Consider the following 18679-nt stretch of genomic DNA (forward strand, 5'->3'; position numbering starts at 1 on the left):
GGTCTCCGAAAAAAAGTTCACTGAGTGAAACTATATCTTCTGGCTTCGCGGCCCCGTTCCTACAGTGCGGACGACACCAACGTCGTCCCACAGAGAAGGAAAAGAGCATGATGTTTCACCCGCGAAACGCGGTCCGTGCCGCTGCAGCAGCCGTTCTTTCGCTATGCGCCGCCAACGCGGCCTTGGCGCAGGCCTGGCCCTCGAAGCCGATCACCATCGTCGTGGCCTACCCGGCCGGCGGCGACACCGACGCCATTGCGCGCACCTACGCCGAGAAGCTGTCGCAGCGCACCGGCCAGCCGGTGCTGGTCGACAACCGACCCGGCGCGAGCGGGATGATCGGCAACGTGTGGGTCGCCAAGGCGCCGGCCGACGGCTACACGCTGCTCTTCACGCCCAGCACCTTTCCCATTGCGCAGCATGTGCTGAAGACCGGCCCCGGCGTGGCGCACGACGTGGTGAAGGACTTCACGCCCATCGTGAAGACCGGAAACATCCCGCTGCTGCTGGTGACCGCGCCGTCGACCGGCATCCAGAGCGCGGCGCAACTCGTTGCCGGCGCGAAGGCCGGCAAGGCCACGACCTACGGCACGCCGGGTGCCGGTTCGCCGATGCACATTGCGGGCGAACTGCTCAACAGGGACGCGGGCATCGCGGCCACGCATGCGCCGTACCGCGGCGTGGCACCGGTGGTCAACGATGCATTGGGCGGCCACGTCAGCGTGGGCTGGATCACGCCCGGCGCCGTGGCGGGCCACATCGCCGCGGGCAAGCTCATTCCGCTCGCGGTCGCGGAGCGCCAGCGCACGAAGCTGATGCCCAACGTGCCCACCTTCATCGAGCTGGGCTACAGGGACGTGGATGTGAGCGCATGGATGGGGCTGCTCGGTCCAAAGGCGATGCCGGCCGACGTCGTGCAGGCACTCAACAAACACTTCAACGAGATCCTGAAGATGCCCGACGTGCAGGCCAAGATGGCCGCGCTCGGCATCGAGCCCGTGGGCGGCGCGCCCTCCGTGCTGGCGCAGCAGATTGCAGATGACGACCAGCGCTTCGGCAAGCTGGTGCGCGAGTTCGGCATTCGCGCCGACTGAAGAAGAACGACAAGGAGACGATGCATGCTGAGCGAAGAAAAGAATCGCCTGCTGACCGAGGTGGGCCCCGGCAAGCCGATGGGCGACTACCTGCGCCGCTACTGGCATCCGGTTGCCGGCGCCAGCGAGTTCGACGACAAGGCCGTGAAGCCGTTGCGCATCCTCGGCGAGGACCTGGTGCTCTACAAGGATTTGAGTGGCAACTACGGCCTGGTCGACCGCCGCTGCCCGCACCGCAATGCCGACATGTCGTACGGCTACGTCGAGCAGTGCGGCCTGCGCTGCAGCTACCACGGCTGGCAGTACGACCAGAGCGGTCAGTGCGTGCACCAGCCCTTCGAGGAAGCGCTGGACCCCGGCGCGCGCATGCGCAAGAACACGAAGATCAAGGCCTATCCGGTGCAGGAGAAGGCCGGCCTGCTGTGGGCCTACATGGGCCCGCAGCCCGCGCCGCTGCTGCCCGACTGGGAGTTGTTCAACTGCAGGAACGGCTTCGCGCAGGTGGTGTTCGCGGAGATTCCGTGCAACTGGTTCCAGTGCCAGGAAAACTCCATCGACCCCGTGCACTTCGAGTGGACCCACAACAACTGGACCACGCGGCTGCAGGGCGAAGAAGGGCCGTATGTGCCCACGCACCTGAAGCTGGCCTTCGAGGAGTTCGAGCACGGCTTCGTCTACAAGCGCCTGCGCGGCGGCGAGCGTGAAGACAACGTGATGTGGACCACCGGGCGCGTCACGCTGTGGCCCAACGGCTTCTTCCTCGGTCATCACTTCGAATGGCGGGTGCCCATCGACGACCACCACACGCTGAGCGTGCTGTGGGTGCTGAGCCGCGTGCCGAGCGAGCAGGAGCCCTATGTGCAGGAGCGCATTCCCTCGTGGTACGGGCCCATCAAGGACCCGGTGACCGGGCGGTGGATCACCAGCCATGTGGCCAACCAGGACTTCGCGGTGTGGGTCGGGCAGGGCGCCATCACCGACCGCACGCGCGAGAAGCTGGGCCAGAGCGACAAGGGCATCGTGATGATGCGCCGCCGCTTCTTCGAGGAACTTGAGGCGATGCAGGCCGACCCAGCACACGAGCCCAAGGGTCTGATCCGCGATCCGGAGAAGAACCGCGATGTGTTCCTGCCCTCAGCCTGCCGCGACGAGATGCTGAATGGCCTGCCGCGTGCCGAGCTGGCGGCGCATCCGCTGCTGGGACCGTACCTGAAGGACTTCTTCGGCCAGGCCGGGCAACCCGACGAGGTGCGCGCGGCCTACGAGAAGGCCATTGGCCAGAAGGTCGAGGGCGCGACCTTCTTCAAGGTGCACGGCGCCGGGGTCGAAGAAGAGGTCTAGTGGGTCTAGTGGCGGAACATCCGCAGGTCGAGCGCGCTTTCTTCGCCCAGCCACATGGCATGGGCTGTGTGGTCGGCAAAGTCGTCGCCCGTCACGCCGTGCACTAACACGTCGAGCCCGTTGCGGTTGGCGTCGAGCCAGCCGATGACCTGGTCGAACTCGGCGGCGTCGAAGGCGAGCTGGCAGCTCCAGTGCGGATGCGGCCCCACCAGCCGTTCGTGCACGCGGCCGACCACCACCATCAGCTCGTGGCCCGCCCGCTCGCAGAGGGCGCGCGCTTGCACGACCGTGTCGGGTGCGAAATAGACGTGGGCGTGGTACTGGGCGTAGAGGTTTTCGGGGCGGCGTGGCATGGTGCACTCATTGTGGCCCTAACCGCGGGCCCAGGTGAAAACGCCCGCTGTAGCGGAACACGTCGCCGAACCAGCGGTGGCGCAGCAGCATCTTCATGGTGAAGTGGTCGGCATCGGTGGGGTCGGGCCGCTCCTCGACATAGGCGGTACCGAGAAGGAGGCCCAGCGGAAGCGGAATGCGCAGCCCTGCAATGCGCCAGATGTAGCCCATGTCGCGAAACACCACCGCGCCGTCTTCAGCGCTCACCGCCAGGCGCATGCCGATGCCGAAGCGCACGTATTCGATCACCTCGCTGCCTTGGCCTGCGTCGTGTTCCATGTGCGAGCGGAAGTGGAAAGGCGGCTTGCCCGGAAAGTGGAAGACGCGGTCCCAGTAGAGATTGGCGTCGTCGGAATGGCAGCGGTAGTGCACCTCGATTGGTACGTCTTTGCCCTGGTGCGGAACGAGCGCGCCGAACAGCCGGCCGAAGGGCATCAGCAGCGCGGCCCAGGGGGCGTGCCAGACCTCGTTCATCGTGCCGCGCACGCACACGTAGTCGCCAGAGAACGGCGTCATCGTGTAGTGGCGGCGGATGACGTTGCCGAGCCGGTCCCACGCGGGGCCGAGCGCCTGCTGGAAGACGGGTTGCATCGTCATCCTGCGGCCGTCGCGCTGGCTTCGCTGCGCGCCTTGTAGAAGCGCAGGATGTTTTCCGAGGCGTCATTGAGCAGCAGCTGCATGACCCGGTCCGCATACCAGTTGAAGCGCGTGCTCAGGCGCCACGACACTTCTACGCGCAGCTCGGTGCCGCCGTCGCGCGGGGTCAGCGTGTAGGTGGCGTCGCGCAGGTCGAAATACTGGCCGCCGATCATCACGTGGTCGTCGAGCGCGCCGGCGGGGAAGGAGTCTGGCATGAAGCGAAAGCGCCACTTCAGCAGGCGGTTGGGCTGCCACTCGGTGACGATTTCTTCGAAGTGCACGTTCTTCTGCCACTGCACCTGGCGCACGCGGCCCTCGGGCGTGTCGACGGTCACGCCCGACACCGGCATCGGCACGCCGATGCGGTAAGCCCATGCATCGCCGACTTCGCTGGGACGGATGTCGCGCGCGGCGTTGAGTTCATGCCACACGCGCTCGGCCGGCGCGGCGATGAAGAGCGTGCGCGAGGTGTTCGAGAACTGGTCCGGGTTGGGCAATTGGGTCTCGATGCCGCCGAGCAGCAACGGCATCAGGGCGAAGCTGTAGAGCGCGGGTTTCGGCCAGTTGGTGATGCGGCACACGATGCCCATCGCCAGCCCGCCGACGCTGCCCATTACCGCGAACAGCGGCACGATGACGATGGCGCAGATGAGCCCCTCGATGAACACCGCCAGCGTGCCGGCGACGAAGAGCGCGGTCGCCACCCACGGCGCCCAGAGGTAGTAGCCCCAGCTGCGGCGCTCGATGCGCTCGGCCATGTATACCGTGACCGCGCCGCACACCGAGGGCACGAAGTAGACGAAGGAGCCGAGCATCGGCGAGAAGCGCTCGCCCGGTCCTCCGACGAAAAGGATGCGAAGCACCAGCGCGACGGCTGCGCCCGCCAGGATGGGCCAGAACCAGGCGAAAGGCATCCCGCCGCTGACTCTGCCGGGTGTTTCGTTTGCGGGCTGTTCGATGGGGGCGAGCTCGGAAAGTCTGCTTTCTTCGGATTTGTTGTGCATGCGGAAACCTCTTCTTCTCCTCGTTGTGTTTTCGTGGGGCTCGCTCGCTCGCTCAATCGGCGCTGCGAGTTGCGGTGACCATGCAGTAGTCGAAGTCGCGCCAGAACATACCCAGCGCGAGCGCGCAGTAGCTGGCAACGATGTGCTTGCGCCGCCACGGGCTGAGCTTGCCGCGCGCCTTCCAGAGCTCGGCCAGCGTGAAGCGGGTGGCCAGCACCGGGATGTGCAGCGCACTGGGCGCGACGCGCCAGCGCAGCGACTTGACTTCGATGTCGTCGAAGCCGTGCTCGCGCAGTGCGGCGACGAAGTCTTCGCGCACGGCCAACGTGGGCACGGCCCAGCTGTCGGCCCACAGGCGGTGCAGCCAGCTGGCCAGGCGGCCGGGCTGGGGGCGCAGCAGAAAGCCATCAACAACAGCCAGCCGCGCGCCGGGCTTCAGCAGCCGCGCGGCTTCGCGGATGAAGTCGGCCTTGGCGGTGCCGTCGGCATAGCAGGCGCTCTCGACGGCCCATGCCCCATCGGCCTGCGCGGCGGGCAGGCCGGTGCGTGTGTAGTCGGCTTCGAGGTGAGCCATGCGGTCGGCCACGCCTGCGGCGGCGTCGAGCTTCGCGGCGATGCGGTTCTGCACTGCGACGTTGGTCACAGTGATGGCATACAGCGATGGATCGTCGCTTACCAGCGTGCGCGCGGTGGCGCCGGCGCCGCAGCCCATGTCGATCACGCAGCGGCGTTGTGTGGTGCCGGGCTGTGCGTCGCCGAGCTGCAGCGCACTGCCGACCACGCGGTTCATCTCCACCAGCATGCCTTCGCGCCGCAGCGGGTTCAGGCCCGCGCGCCAGAAGCCGAAGTGCATGTTGTAGCTAGGGCTCCAGGCGCTGTAGTCGGTCGCGACTTCGGTGAAGTAGTCCTGCGTGTCCTCGGCTGTGATGGGCGCGCTGGCTTGGCTTGCCGGGGTGCGCAGGGGCGTTTCGTGCGGCACGCGGAAGTCGGGCTGGAAGACTGTGGGCATGGCGGTTCCCTCGGTGGTTGCTTGTTCGTTGGTTCTCAGAGGCGGCAGTTGCCGTCGTCGCAGGAAGGCGCGACGCGCCCGGCCAGCCTTGCGGCCAGCCAGCGCGGAATGCGGTAGCGGTTGCGCGCCAGCAGCGCATAGGCGCGGTCGGCCAGCGGCGCGACGATCGGCAGGTCGAGCAGGAAGCTGCCGCTCGATAAGCCCACCGCCGTTCGGCAGATGCGGATTGCGGGCACGCCGACGAAGACCCGGCCTTCGGCGTCCGACACGTGGATGGCCGCCATCAGCGCGTCGCGCGGAGCCGGGCCGTTGCTGAACGCTGCCGGCGAGCAGTCGACCAGTTGCAGTCGGCCCGCCACATCGCGCGCCTTGAGGCTGCCCATTTCGGCCGAGCAGATCGCGCAGCTTGCGTCGAAATAGATCGTGAGCGGGTAGGCAGGAAGGGCGGTGTGGCTCATGGCGTTCTTGGTTATCGATATTTCTGTCAAAACAGAAACTAGAGGGCAAAAAAAGGGGCTCAGATCATCGGCAGGCTGGCGTGGTGTGCGTCCGGGTCTTCGTCCTTGCCGCCACCTTTGCCGGTCGCAGCCGCATCGCCGCGCACAAACCTCTGCACGCTCGCGCCCAGCGTCATCACCTTGTCGAGTGTGCCGGGCGACAGCCGCAGCATTTCGTCGGCCCAGGTGGCGAGCTTGTCCATGAGTTCCATGGTGGAGCGGATGCGGTCCTGTGCATCGGCCGGTTCCTTCTGGAAGTCGGGGCTGGAGACCAGCTCGCGCAGCACGCGCACGGTGGGGTCGAACTCGCGTTCCTTGCGTTCGCGCACGACGGTGCGGAACAGCTCCCACACGTCGACGCTGGTCTCGAAATAGTCGCGCCGGTCGCCCAGCGTGTGGGTCACACGCACGAGGTTCCAGGCCTGCAGCTCCTTCAGGCTGTTGCTGATGTTGGAGCGGGCGACGCCGAGCGTTTCGCACAGTTCCTCGGCGTTCATCGGCTTGCCGTGCGCGAAGAGCAGGGCGTGGATCTGCGAGACGGTGCGGTTGACGCCCCACATGGAGCCCATTTCGCCCCAGTGCAGGACGAACTTGCGTTGAATGTCGGTGAGTTCCATGGCTTCGAGTTTAGGATTTACGAAATTTCTGTCAATAGAGAAATTGAAAAATTAGCGGCAATGGTGAATCAGTGGAATACTGTATGAATAAACAGTAAATTGAGTCCTCCAAGGAGTTGCCATGCCAGCTGCCAGAGTCCCCATTCACGCCATCAAGGGCCGCGGCGCGGCCACGCACATCGCACACCGCTTTTCGAAGGACGAGCGCAACGCCTTCGACGACGGTTGGGGCACGCTCGAAGAAGGCGTGGCCGAGGCCGATGAGCTGCAGCCCATTGCCACCGAGGTGCGTTTCGAAGACGTGAAGTCGGTGCTCAATGAAAACGACTCGCCCGACATCTACTTCGACCGCTCGCTCAATCCGTACCGCGGTTGCGAGCACGGCTGCATCTACTGCTTCGCCCGGCCCACGCACAGCTACCTGAATCTCTCGCCCGGCCTCGACTTCGAGACCAAGCTGATCGCCAAGCGCAACATCGTCGAGGTGCTGCGCACCGAGCTTGGGCGCAAGAGTTACAAGCCCAGCTACATCGCCATCGGCACCGCCACCGACTGCTACCAGCCCATCGAGCGCGATCTGCGGCTCACGCGCTCGATCATCGAACTGCTGCAGGAAACGCGGCACCCGTTCGCGCTGGTTACCAAGTCGAGCGCCATCGAGCGCGACCTCGACCTGATCGCGCCCATGGCGGCCGACCACCTGGTGGCCGTGTACGTGACCGTGACCACGCTCGATGGCGAACTTGCCCGCAAGCTGGAGCCACGCGCAGCCGCGCCGCACCGCAGGCTGCGCACCATCCGCACACTCACCGAGGCCGGTGTGCCGGTGGGTGTGAGCGTGGCACCGCAGATTCCCTTCGTGACCGAAGACATGGAACAGGTGCTCGAAGCCGCGTGGGAGGCCGGCGCGCGCAGCGCCTTCTACACGGTAGTGCGGCTGCCGTGGGAGGTGGCGCCGCTCTTCAAGGAGTGGCTGATGCTGCACTACCCGCAGCGCGCCGACCGCATCATGGCGCGCATACACGAGATGCGCGGCGGCAAGGACTACGACGCCGACTTCGCTACGCGCATGAAAGGCTCGGGCCTGTGGGCCGACCTGATCCACCAGCGCTTCGAGAAGGCCACGAACCGCCTCGGCTACAACCGCGAGCGCATTCCGCTGGACGTCACTGCGTTCCGGCCGCCTGGGGCCGTGGGGCAAGGCAACCTGTTCTAGCCGTACCCAGGCGCCACACGCTCGGGCCACCGATGGCGCGTGCCGCCCGAGCGGCGGTCGGCCTTTTCTGGCACCACGCCCAGTTCGCTCAGTTCCCTGCCGCGTAGTTCGAGTCGGCGCAGGCACTCGAGAAAGATGTCGAGGTGCTCGGCGTCGATGCCGTCGAGAAGATCCATGTTGAGACGGGCGACCCGCGGAAACAGCGCATCGCATAGCTGTTGGCCGGTGTCGCTCAGGCGCACATGCACTTCGCGGCCGTCCTGCGCATCCTGCCGGCGCTCCACCAGTTTCTTCTCGCTGAGGCTGCGCAGGCCGCGCGAAGTGCGCACGCGGTCCAGTTGCAGGCGCTCGGCGAATGCGGAGGAGGTGATCTCGCCGATCTGCGCGAGCATGCCGATCATTCCCCACTCGCGATGTGTGATGCCGAAGCCGCCTTCGACCAGGCGGGTTGCCATACCGCCACAGGCACGCACCGCGCGCGACAGCCGATACAGGAGCAGGTCGTCCAGGGAGCGCGGATCGCGCAAGGCATCTGCATTGGGAAAAGCTGGCATACGAATCGGAACTGAAGGGTTGTGGCCAGCCCGCCTTGGTGGCGGGTAATGGATTAGATTAATTATTGGTTATTGCCTATAACCAGGAAACAACGCTGAATATTGCCGCAACGACGACCGATTTGCGACTGTACCCGACAAAACATCCGTCAATGCCAATTGGTCAGCTACTGCTCAGTCTTGATTTAACTATCTTCCGCAATGGGCGGGAATTCATGAATCTGGATGGATTTGAATGATTGCAAATCAGTGATCGATTGATAGCAAATACGTAATTAAAACCTTCCACGCCGTAAGCGTATTGCATTCGGCATTCAAGGAAAGAATCTCCGTGCTTGACCTGAACGAAGTCGCAATGTTCGTGCAAGTTGCGCGCCTCGGCAGCTTTGCCGAAGCGGCGCGACAGCTGCGTATGCCGTCGGCAACGGTGAGCCGGCGCATCCAGCAACTCGAGGCGCGCCTGGGAACCCGGCTGATGCAGCGCTCGACCCGCAAGCTGACGCTGACGAGCGCGGGCCAGACCTTTCATGAGCGGTGCGGCCCGGCGGTCGAGGAACTGATCGAAGCTGGGCAATCGCACGTCGCGGGCAGCCAGGCGCCTAGCGGCCCGATCCGGGTGGCGGCCTCGGCCAGCTTCTTCGAATACTTCGAGATGAAATGGGTGTCGGCTTTTCTCGCCACGCATCCCCTGGTGCAACTCGATTTCGTTCTCAGCGATATCCCGGCTGACCTCATTACCGACCGCATTGACGTCGCGTTTCGCATCGGGCCCTTGCCGGACTCGAGCTACGTGGCCCGCAGGATATTCGCGAGCTACGGGGGCCTTCTTGCCAGCCCTGCCTATTTGGCGACGCACGGAGCGCCCGCCAATCTGGAGGAATTGAGCAGGCACGCATGCGTGACACAGCCGCCAGACACCGGGAATTTCACCACCTGGCGTCTCCAGGGGCCTGACGGCGTGGAAGAAGAAGTGCGGGTGAGAGGGGGCTTCACCAGCAACATGCAGGTGGCATTGCGCGAGGCCGCGTGCGCCGGACTCGGCATCGTCGCGCTGCCGGCGATCCTGACGGCAGCAGAGGTGGCGGCCGGCCGCCTGGTGCCGGTGCTGCCGCAGTACATGCGGGCCGGCCGCGGCCTGAGCGTCGTCTATCCCAGTCGCCAGCAGAGGCCGCGGGCAGTCGCCGCGTTCGTCGACATGGCCGTGGAAAAGCTCAGCCTGCAGGAGTGGACGCCGCAGTCCAACGCAGAGATAGAGACAGAGACAGAGACGGCTTGAGTGCCGGGCGCGGCACGCCAATTGGCGTGCCGCAATTCGGCGACGCATTGCATTTCTGCTATCGACTCAATTCCCGCGCCTGCGCGACCCATATCGGAGCAATGCGCCTGATTTTGGTGCATTTCACCGATTCAGCGTCGCGATTACCTCGAAACTTGAGCGGCTGAATTTCATTTAGAGCGCTAGTAGGAAGCGACAAAGATCGTAAACAATTGTCACATGCGATCTCCCAATAGAGATACGCATTGGTGATTCCATTTTCGTCCCGCCTGGAACGAATTTGCGGATTGCTTGAATTGGACCAGTCTTTCAGCGCCTGTCCAATTCATTCGTTTTCATCGTTTCTCCAATCTGGAGGCGAACGGATCTTCTTTGTTTTGCAAGGGTGGACAGCGGATGCAGACACGGTCTTTGAGCGCAGCGGGCTTCACGTTGATCGAAGTCATGATCACGGTGGCCATCGTGGCCATCCTGGCGTCCCTCGCCCTGCCCAGCTATCGCGACTACGTGCTGCGGGGGCAGCTCGTCGACGGCACCAATGGCCTGTCGGCCATGCGCGCCGACATGGAGCGCTTCTACCAGGACAACCGGAGCTATCTCAAGACCGGCACCTTTGTTCCTCCCTGCAGCAAGACCACCGTCGTCGGCTATTTCACGCTGTCCTGTACCACCGACCCCGCGGCGACTTCGACGAGCTACACGCTGCAGGCCGTGGGCAGCGGCCCGACCACCGGCTTCACCTTCTTCGTGGACCAGCTCGGGGTCCAGTCGACCACCATCGATAGCAAGGTGTCGGGGTGGACCGGCTGCAAGGCGGCTTGGGTGACCCGGCGCGGCCAGGCGTGTCCGGCATGAAGGGCCATCCGCGCCACGCATCGGGCTTCACCCTCATCGAACTGATGGTGACGATCGTGCTGCTGGCCGTCCTGACGATGCTGGCCATGCCTTCGTTCATGACGTGGATCAACAACAACAAGGTTCGCACCGTGAGCGATTCGCTGCAGAACGGACTGCGGTTCGCGCAGAGCGAAGCCTTGCGCCGCAGCCGGCCCATCGTGTTTTCGCTGACCAACAGTCCGGCGCCGCAAACCAGCCTGACGGCCGTTGCCAACGGCAGCAACTGGTCGATCAATGTCTCCAAGTCGAGCCTGGATGCGAAGAGCGCCTTCGTGCAGGCCGGCGTGCTCACGGATGTTGCATCCGGCGTTCAGATCACGGGGCCCGTGGCCGTCTGCTTCAACGCCATGGGGCGCGTGGTCGCGAACACCGACACCGATGTGAACGGCGCCAGCTGCGGCACCGCCTCGGCGTTGCAGACCTACAACGTCACCCTGACTCCCGGTGCCGACCGCCCGTTGCGCGTGCTGGTCGCCCTGGGCGGCCAGATCCGCATGTGCGATCCGGCACGCAAGCTGACCGATTCTCCCGACGGTTGCCCATGAAGAAAAGCCTTTCTCCCGCTCCTGGAGCCCCGCAAACGGGCTTCGCCCTGCTCGAAGTGCTGGTCTCCCTCCTTCTGTTTTCGTTCGGCATCCTCGGCCTCATCGGCCTGCAGGCGCGCGCCATCAGCCTGTCGACGGATGCAGAAGACCGCAACCGGGCCGCCTTGCTCGCCAACGACGTTGCCAGCGCGATGTGGCTCGGCAAGTCGATTTCCGTGAACACGGGCAAGGGCTCGGTCTGGCAGACGCGCGCCAGCGACGCCACGAAAGGCGGGCTGCCGAATGGCGCCGTGACGGTCACCGCGGTGAGCGGCACCACCAATAGCGCAGACATCCAGATCACCTGGAAGGCGCCTTCCCGCTCAAGCGCAAGCACCGAGCAGAGCAGCACGTTCACCACGCGGGTGACGCTGCCATGAGGCCCGCTTTCTCATCGGCGCTGCCGCGGCAGCGCGGCCTCTCGCTGATCGAATTGCTCGTGGCCATGGTCATCGGACTGGTGCTGACGCTGGCCGTCACCAGCATCGTCACGGTCGGGGAGGCGCAAAAGCGCAGCACCACTTCCACCAACGACATGGACCAGGCAGGCGCCTATGCCGCCTATGTGCTCGACCGAGCGCTGCGCAGCGCCGGCTCGGGCCTGAGCCAGTCGACCCAGCCGACGGACCGGGGTGTGTTCGGCTGCAAGCTCAACGTGGCCGCGTTGCTGCCGGCCGCCGCCGCATTTCCGGCACCCTTCAACAAGAACTTCCTGCCCAGTGACAAGGCCGATCTGCGCGTTGCGCCCGTGCTCATCGGCAAGAACCAGTCCGACGCCGGCTCCGACGTGCTGGTGGTCATGGGCGGCGATGCCGTGGCAGGCGGCGTGCCGCGCGGCCTCACGGACCCCGGCAGCGCCAAGACGCTCTCGATGGACAACACGGTTGGCATCTCCACTGACGACGTCGTCCTGGTGAGCCAGAACGGTGTTACGGACTGCCTGCTCGAACAGGTGTCCGGAGCCACGGCCAAGGTGTTGACCCTGGATGGCACCTACTACACGGCGGGCAAGACCACGCCGCTGGAGACACTGGCCGCGAGCACCTCGACCTACGTCACGCCGCTGGGCAATCCCGAGAACGGCAACGTCCAGTTCCAGCTCTTCGGCGTGGGCGACAACCGCACGCTCTACGGCTACGACCTGCTGCAGGGCGCGGGAACCACCACCGCGCAGGCGCTCGCGGACGGCGTGGCCGAGATGCATGCCCTCTACGGCCTGGACACCAACGGCGACGGCATCCTCGACGCCTGGGCGGACCCGGGCGCGAAGGGCTACGACATCGCCACCGTCATGAAGACGACGGCCACGCTCCGGCAGATCGTGGCCGTGCGCGTCGCGCTGGTCATGCGCAGCGCGAGCAGGGAAAAGGATCCCGTTTCGCCCGGCACGCTCACCCTGTTCGACGGCGTGCTGGATGCATCGAAGAACTCGCTCGCACAGAGCGTGACCCTGAGCGCCGCGGAAGACCAGCACTACCGCTACCGGGTCGTCGAATTCACCATCCCGCTGCGCAACATGCTGCTGCTCCCATGAAGATTCCCATGCCTCGCGCAGCGATGCGCCAGCGCGGCGTCGTGCTGCTGTTCTGTCTCGTCATCCTCGTGATCCTGCTGGCTGGCGGAGTCGCGGTGGTGCGCTCCATGCACACCTCGCTGTCCACGGCCGGAAACCTGGCCTTCAGGCGCGACCTCGTGAACCAGGGCGAACGGGCGGTCTCGGCGGTGCTGGCCAAGTTCGCCACCAGCGGAGCGCTGGCCACCGCGACGACCGATGTGCAGGCCGAGAACTTCAAGGCGACCAAGCTCGACACCAACGCACAGGGAGTGCCAAAGGCGCTGCTCGACGACACCACCTTTGCCACTGTCGGCAAGGCGTCCAACGACATCACGGACAGCACCGCGCAGGTGAGCATCCGCTACGTGATCGATCGCCTCTGCACCAGCAGCGGCACCGCCACCAGCACGGGCTGCGTGCAGTCCTCAGCGGCGCCGAGCGGCGGCACGGCCGGCCCCGTGCCGCCGCCGCCCCCACCGACGGCCACCGTCTACCGCCTGAGCATGCGGGTCAGCGGGCCACGCGACACGCAGGTGTTCGTGCAGTCGACGTTCACCAAGCCAGATTGAGAAAGCACCGCATCACCATGACACGCGTTTTCCGTCGTCGCTCGCCTCTTGCGGTCTCCGGCATCGTTGCTGCCGCCTTCGCATTGCTGGCCTTGCCATGCGTGACCGCGATGGCAGCGCTGAAGCTGTCCGATCAGCCTGTGTTCGCCACGTCAGACGTTCCGGGCAACCTGGCTCTGGCGCTGTCGGTCGAATACCCCACGGCGATCAGCGTGGCCAATCTCGGCGACTATGCCGACGCCAGCGAATACCTCGGCTACTTCGATCCGAAGAAGTGCTACACGTACCAGTACGTCAAGCCGGCGGTGGCGACCAATGCGGCGTCCGACAGCTACTTCCAGCCAGCGGGCGCATCGACCGGCACCAACAAGCACAGCTGCTCGGGCCAGTGGAGCGGCAACTTCATGAACTGGGCCACGATGCAGACCATCGACCCGTTCCGCTGGGCGCTGTCCGGTGGCTATCGCAGCGTCGACACCACGAGCCAGACCATCCTCGAGAAGGCATGGGGCTCCAGCCAGGGGGGGCTGAGCAATTTCCCCTTGCGCGGGACGGACCAGTGGTGGACGGGCCATCGGCTGCCGGCAGCGCTGGTTTCATCCGTCACGCCTTTCAGCGGGTGGAGCAATTTCAATTCGAGCATCTGGTCGCGCGGCAACACCATGGTGTTCACGGGCACGGGCGATCCCACCCAGGCGGGGGACGACCTGAGCGACCTCGACAAGGCCAATCAGTCAAAGAAGGCTGGCTCCGTTTATCAGGTCTATGTTCGCGTCAAGGTCTGCGACACCAGCACGACCGCCGGCGGGCTCGAAGCCAATTGCGTCAAGTACGGGAGCAACTACAAGCCGGAAGGGCTGCTGCAGCAGTACGCCAACAAGATCCGCTACGGCACTTTCTCGTTCCTGAACGATAGCGGCATCGTGCAGCAGGGCGGTGTGATGCGCGCGCCGATGGGCTTCATCGGCCCGACCTATCCACAGCCGCTGTCCACCGCGGTGGTCACCAACGCCCGCGGCGAGTGGGACGCCACGACCGGCATCATGACCACCAACCCCGACACCGTTTCCGCCACCGCCAGCGGCGTTTCGCAGAGCGGGGTGATGAACTACCTCAACAAGTTCGGCCAGTCCGCCAAGAACTACATGATGTATGACAACGTCAGCGAGCTCTACTACGCTGTCGTGCGGTACTTCGAGAACCTGGGCAACGTGCCTGAGTGGACCAACTCGGTGGCCACCGGCGTGGCGGGCAGGGACGCCAAACTCGACGGCTTTCCCGCCGTGATCGACTGGAGCGGCAAGGACCCTATTGCCTACTCTTGCCAGAAGAATTTCATTCTGGGCATCGGCGACGACCACACGCACTACGACTACGACGTGGGCGGCAGCTCGGTCAAGAGCTGGCGTGCCGCGCCCTCGGCGGTCACCGCGGATACCTTCAACAAGGCCGACGTCTGGACGAAGAACCTGCAGACGCTGGAAGGCTTCACGACACCCACGCCGTGGTGGGGGGGCGGCGGGAACGATTCGACCTACTACATCGCCGGCCTGGCCTACGGCGTACACGTCAACGACATCCGCCCCGACCTCACCGGCACCCAGAACATCTCCACCTACTGGATGGATGTCATGGAATACCAACGGGCCGAAGACCTGAACCCCTACTACCTGGCGACCAAGTACGGCGGCTTCAGCGCGCCCACCAACTACGACCCCGCCAACACCAAGACGCCGCTGGCGCAGAGCTGGTGGAACTCGTCGGGCGACAGCATCAACATGAACGGCAACACCCGCCAGCGGCCCGACAACTACTTCCTGGCAGGCAACGCGGGGCAGATGGTGAGCGGCCTGAAGGCGGCCTTCACCGACATTGCCAATGCCATCCAGGCATTCACGACATCGTTCTCGCTCTCGAGCGCGCAGGTTTCTTCCACCGGCAGTGCGTCCTACGCATCGCAGTACGACTCCAAGGGTTGGACGGGCGTGCTGACGGCCAGCACGCTCAGCTTTGCCAGCGACGGCACCCCGTCCACCGCAGCGGCCTGGACCAGCAGCACCACGCTCGAGGCCCAGTTGGCCAGCGGCGGCTGGGACACGGCGCGGCGCGTTGCCACCTGGAATGGCAGCAAAGGCGTGGCCTTCCGCGCCGGCAGCGTGACATCGGCCCAACTGGCCGCGCTGGCGCCTTCCTATGCGAAGAGCAACACCAGCACCGACTACCTCAACTACCTGCGAGGCGATCGCACGAACGAATCCACGTCGACCGTTGCAGGCAGCACCAAGGCCCTGCGCAGCCGCACCCTCCTGCTCGGCGATATCGTCAACGCCAAGCTGACGCCCGTCGGGCCGCCCGCCACGAACTATTCGGAAAACAGCAACCCGGGCTACGCAGCCTTCAAGACCAAATGGGCCGCCCGCCCCACCATGGTCTATGCCGGCGCCAACGACGGAATGCTGCATGCGTTCAACGGCGCGCTCACGGGGAGCACCGCCGGCACCGAGCAGTTCGCCTATGTGCCGAGCGCCCTGTTCCAGGGCCCGAACGGCACGCCGCAGGTCGACGGGCTGGCGCAGATCGGCAACCCCAGCTACGCGCATCACTACTACGTGGACGCGACGCCGCTGGCCTTCGACATCGACCTGGGCAATGCCGGCGGCACCGTCACCACCAAGAGCGACGGCAGCGGCGCCGACTGGCACACGCTGCTGATCGGCGGCCTCGGCAAGGGCGGCAAGAGCTACTACGCCATCGACGTGACCGATCCCGCCAGCATGAGCACCGAAGCCGCCGTGGCGGGCCAGGTGAAGTGGGAGTTCACTGACACCACCATGGGCTACAGCTACGGCGCCCCCACGGTCGTGAAGACGAAGAAGTACGGTTGGGTCGTGCTGCTGACTTCGGGTTACAGCAACAGCGACGGCAAGGGCTACCTGTACGTCGTGAATCCGAAGACCGGCGCGCTGCTCGAGAAGGTGGCCACGCCCACTTCCTCCAACGGGCTGGCGCAGGCCTCCGCCTATGTTGCCGACTTCGGCGACAACACGACCGACTCGGTGTACGCGGCGGACCTCGACGGACAGCTCTGGCGCTTCGATCTCACGGCAGAAAAGGGCAGCCCGGGCTCTTATCCGGCACCCACCAAGCTGGCCACCTTCGCCGACGGATCCGGCAATGCGCAACCCGTGAGCACGGCGCCGCTGATCGAGGTCCACCCCGTCACGCGCAAGCGTTTCGTGCTGCTCGGAACCGGCAGGCTGCTCGATTCGTCCGACGTGAATTCGACGGCTGCGCAGACCTTCTACGCCATCCTCGACGGCACGGCCGGGGCCTTCAATGCCGTGAGCACGCCCATCACGCGCACGGATCTCACGCAGGTGACCGACGTGACCGCAGGCATCACCCTGTCGAACACTTCGAAAGGCTGGTACCTCGACCTCGGCGCCACCAGCGGCGTTGGCTGGCGCATGGTGATCAATCCGACCGCCTTCAACGGCATCGTGGGCTTCGCGAGCCTGCTGACCACCGGCGACGCCTGCAGCCCCTCGGGGCAGAGCCGGGTCTATGCCGTCAACTACGGAACCGGCCGGTCGGTGCTGCTGCCGTCGTCTACCGGCTACGTGAGTGTCTCCAGCTCCATCACCGATCTGAAATTCGTCAGCGTGGATGGAGTCACCAAGATCGTCACCGGAACGGCCAAGGGCGACACCAAGAAGGTCGACGCCGACCTGACGAGCGGCATCTCGCTGCGTCTGCTGAACTGGCGCGAAGTGCCGGCGGTGAACTGACATGAGCGTTGCAGGCGGAGCATGGCCATGCTGAGGCTCGGCGTCTACAAGTTGCCGGTCGCCGAAGTCGTGGTGATCCAGACGATCGTCCGGCTGTATGCGAGCGACGCTGCCTTTCCGTGGCAGTTGGTCAATGCACCGCCGTACGACGCGCTGCTTGTCGATGCCGCCGCCGTGGAGCACGAATATCCCAAGGTGGTCGGCATGGCCGCGGCCGTGCTCAGGCTCACGCGCATGAATTCGGGCGGACAACCCAACGCGCTGGAGCGGCCGATACGTGCCGACAAGCTGCAGCGCTGGCTCAAGAGCACCGAACAAGCGCTGCGCCAGGCGCAGCCCATGGGGCTGACCCTGGACGAGCAGACCGCCCTGGAGGTCGAGGTTTCCGATGCGGTCCGCTTCATGCTGCGCCGCTGGCCGCCGGCCATGCTGCTGCGCAACGACCTCGACAACATCCGCATGGCGAGCCTGCTGGCGCGGCGCGCGCTGAATGCAGACGAGCTGGCCGACATCAGCCAGCTTCCGTTTGCCCAGTGCGTTGCTTTTCTGCAGGCGCTGCGCAAGGCCGGCGTGCTCGAACTGCATGTCGAGCAGGCCGTGCCGCCGCTGTTCGCGCCGAAATTCGACAGGCCGGTGCGCGGCGACTTCGCGCGTGGCCTCCTCAACGGCATTCGTCGCCGGCTGGGCCTGAGAACGTCATGAAGGAATACAAGATCCTTCTCACGGGCACCGTGGGCGCAGGCAAGACGACGGCAATCGGATGCGTGAGCGACACCTCGCCGGTCATGACTGAGGTGCAGAACTCCGACACGTCGATCGACAAGGAGCGCACCACCGTGGGCCTGGACTTCGGCCAGCTCACGCTGGACAACGGAGACCGGGTTCGCCTGTTCGGCACGCCCGGGCAGGCCCGCTTCGACTTTCTCTGGAAGATTCTCGTCAGGAACGCATTGGGCGTGATCGTCCTGATGGACAACTCGCGGCCCGATCCGCTGGGCGACCTGTCCACATACATGCAGGGCTTTGCCGAAGCCCTGCGGACCTTGCCTTGCGTGATCGGCGTGGGGCGGATGGACGCGCATCCCGTGCCGACCCTCGACGACTACGCGGAAAGACTCGCGGCCACGGGCCGGGTGTTTCCGATTCTTGATGTGGATGTGCGAAGCAGGGCCGATGTGATCCTGCTGATCGACGCGCTGCTGATGCAACTTGAAGCCGACATGCGGGGAGAAACAGATTGAGTGTCAGACATGGGTTGTCCAAGACGGCAACCGCGCACGCGCAACGCGAAGTGCAGAAGCTGGTCGACGAACTGAGTGGCGTGACGGCCGCCGTGGTGGCCACCGTGGACGGTTTCGACGTGGCGTCCGCGGCCTCAGGCGATGCGGACCCCGCCCGCGTGGCTGCCATGGCCAGCTCCATCGTGGCGATCAGCGGCGTTGTCGCCGACGAGGCCCGTCTGGGCCGCCACCAGAGCGTGATGGTCCTGACGGACTCCGGCTTTGCGGTTTTCTACAGCGTGCACCGGCGCGATGGCGAACTCGTCATCAACGTGATCGCCCGCGAAAGCGCGGTCCCGGCGCTGGTGGCCTACCGGGCCGCCCAACTCGCCAAGACCCTCGCCGAGGCATGACGACGGCAGGTTC

At 65.2% G+C, this 18679-nt stretch carries 20 protein-coding genes; 13 read left to right on the forward strand and 7 right to left on the reverse strand.

Annotated elements, in window-relative coordinates; genetic code table 11:
- Positions 1-107: 107 nt before the first annotated feature.
- A complete protein-coding gene (locus ACSFBF_RS15095) occupies positions 108-1094 on the forward strand; it encodes a tripartite tricarboxylate transporter substrate binding protein (protein WP_435468253.1) in 987 nt (328 codons plus the stop codon).
- Positions 1095-1118: 24 nt separating this feature from the next.
- Positions 1119-2435, forward strand: coding sequence for a Rieske 2Fe-2S domain-containing protein (locus tag ACSFBF_RS15100; RefSeq protein ID WP_435468255.1), 1317 nt, complete (start codon positions 1119-1121; stop codon positions 2433-2435).
- Between the two features lie 5 nt (positions 2436-2440).
- Here the strand turns inward: ACSFBF_RS15100 and ACSFBF_RS15105 are convergent, their stop codons facing one another.
- Genes ACSFBF_RS15105 through ACSFBF_RS15130 form a run of 6 tightly spaced genes read right to left on the reverse strand, consistent with a single transcriptional unit; the run spans position 2441 to position 6594 of the window.
- Positions 2441-2788: a DOPA 4,5-dioxygenase family protein gene (locus ACSFBF_RS15105; protein WP_435468257.1), complete on the reverse strand. Its 348-nt coding sequence runs from the start codon at positions 2786-2788 to the stop codon at positions 2441-2443.
- 7 nt (positions 2789-2795) lie between these two features.
- Positions 2796-3419, reverse strand: coding sequence for a DUF4166 domain-containing protein (locus tag ACSFBF_RS15110; protein WP_435468259.1), 624 nt, complete (start codon positions 3417-3419; stop codon positions 2796-2798).
- A gap of 2 nt (positions 3420-3421) precedes the next feature.
- On the reverse strand, positions 3422-4471 hold the full coding sequence (locus ACSFBF_RS15115) for an SRPBCC family protein (RefSeq protein WP_435468261.1): 1050 nt from the start codon (positions 4469-4471) through the stop codon (positions 3422-3424).
- A 52-nt stretch (positions 4472-4523) separates the two neighbouring features.
- Positions 4524-5480: an SAM-dependent methyltransferase gene (locus ACSFBF_RS15120; protein WP_435468263.1), complete on the reverse strand. Its 957-nt coding sequence runs from the start codon at positions 5478-5480 to the stop codon at positions 4524-4526.
- A gap of 35 nt (positions 5481-5515) precedes the next feature.
- Entirely contained in the window at positions 5516-5938 is a 423-nt protein-coding gene (locus tag ACSFBF_RS15125; protein ID WP_435459996.1) for a thiol-disulfide oxidoreductase DCC family protein, read from the reverse strand.
- 59 nt (positions 5939-5997) lie between these two features.
- Entirely contained in the window at positions 5998-6594 is a 597-nt protein-coding gene (locus ACSFBF_RS15130) for a GbsR/MarR family transcriptional regulator (protein ID WP_435468265.1), read from the reverse strand.
- Positions 6595-6715: 121 nt separating this feature from the next.
- On the opposite strand from ACSFBF_RS15130, the gene ACSFBF_RS15135 reads away from it, so the two are divergent.
- On the forward strand, positions 6716-7810 hold the full coding sequence (locus ACSFBF_RS15135; RefSeq protein ID WP_435468267.1) for a PA0069 family radical SAM protein: 1095 nt from the start codon (positions 6716-6718) through the stop codon (positions 7808-7810).
- Here ACSFBF_RS15135 and ACSFBF_RS15140 read toward each other — a convergent pair.
- Positions 7807-8364, reverse strand: a complete 558-nt coding sequence (locus tag ACSFBF_RS15140; RefSeq protein WP_435468269.1) for a MarR family winged helix-turn-helix transcriptional regulator — start codon at positions 8362-8364, stop codon at positions 7807-7809. The genes ACSFBF_RS15135 and ACSFBF_RS15140 overlap by 4 nt on opposite strands.
- A gap of 331 nt (positions 8365-8695) precedes the next feature.
- Between ACSFBF_RS15140 and ACSFBF_RS15145 the strand changes: the two genes are divergently transcribed.
- From ACSFBF_RS15145 to ACSFBF_RS15190, 10 genes are all read left to right on the forward strand, one after another.
- A complete protein-coding gene (locus tag ACSFBF_RS15145; RefSeq protein ID WP_435468271.1) occupies positions 8696-9640 on the forward strand; it encodes a LysR family transcriptional regulator in 945 nt (314 codons plus the stop codon).
- 396 nt (positions 9641-10036) lie between these two features.
- Positions 10037-10495 (forward strand): type IV pilin protein, encoded by a 459-nt coding sequence (locus ACSFBF_RS15150; RefSeq protein WP_435468273.1) that lies wholly within the window; start codon positions 10037-10039, stop codon positions 10493-10495.
- Positions 10492-11082, forward strand: a complete 591-nt coding sequence (locus ACSFBF_RS15155; RefSeq protein WP_435468275.1) for a pilus assembly FimT family protein — start codon at positions 10492-10494, stop codon at positions 11080-11082. Before ACSFBF_RS15150 ends, ACSFBF_RS15155 begins: the two co-directional genes overlap by 4 nt.
- Positions 11079-11501 carry a type IV pilus modification protein PilV gene (pilV, locus tag ACSFBF_RS15160; protein ID WP_435468277.1) on the forward strand — a complete coding sequence of 141 codons (423 nt, stop codon included), beginning with the start codon at positions 11079-11081 and terminating at the stop codon, positions 11499-11501. Before ACSFBF_RS15155 ends, pilV begins: the two co-directional genes overlap by 4 nt.
- Complete coding sequence (locus ACSFBF_RS15165; protein WP_435468279.1) at positions 11498-12655, forward strand: PilW family protein; 1158 nt, start codon at positions 11498-11500, stop codon at positions 12653-12655. The genes pilV and ACSFBF_RS15165 overlap by 4 nt, the downstream gene beginning before the upstream one ends.
- Positions 12652-13245, forward strand: coding sequence for a pilus assembly PilX family protein (locus tag ACSFBF_RS15170; RefSeq protein WP_435468281.1), 594 nt, complete (start codon positions 12652-12654; stop codon positions 13243-13245). Before ACSFBF_RS15165 ends, ACSFBF_RS15170 begins: the two co-directional genes overlap by 4 nt.
- A gap of 17 nt (positions 13246-13262) precedes the next feature.
- Positions 13263-17033 carry a pilus assembly protein gene (locus tag ACSFBF_RS15175; RefSeq protein ID WP_435468283.1) on the forward strand — a complete coding sequence of 1257 codons (3771 nt, stop codon included), beginning with the start codon at positions 13263-13265 and terminating at the stop codon, positions 17031-17033.
- Between the two features lie 21 nt (positions 17034-17054).
- Positions 17055-17735 carry a hypothetical protein gene (locus ACSFBF_RS15180; RefSeq protein WP_435468285.1) on the forward strand — a complete coding sequence of 227 codons (681 nt, stop codon included), beginning with the start codon at positions 17055-17057 and terminating at the stop codon, positions 17733-17735.
- Positions 17732-18274: a GTP-binding protein gene (locus ACSFBF_RS15185; RefSeq protein ID WP_435468287.1), complete on the forward strand. Its 543-nt coding sequence runs from the start codon at positions 17732-17734 to the stop codon at positions 18272-18274. Before ACSFBF_RS15180 ends, ACSFBF_RS15185 begins: the two co-directional genes overlap by 4 nt.
- On the forward strand, positions 18271-18666 hold the full coding sequence (locus ACSFBF_RS15190; protein WP_435468289.1) for a roadblock/LC7 domain-containing protein: 396 nt from the start codon (positions 18271-18273) through the stop codon (positions 18664-18666). Before ACSFBF_RS15185 ends, ACSFBF_RS15190 begins: the two co-directional genes overlap by 4 nt.
- Positions 18667-18679: the final 13 nt, after the last annotated feature.

The sequence above is a fragment of the Variovorax nivicola genome (assembly GCF_051216475.1).
Lineage (GTDB): Bacteria > Pseudomonadota > Gammaproteobacteria > Burkholderiales > Burkholderiaceae_C > Variovorax.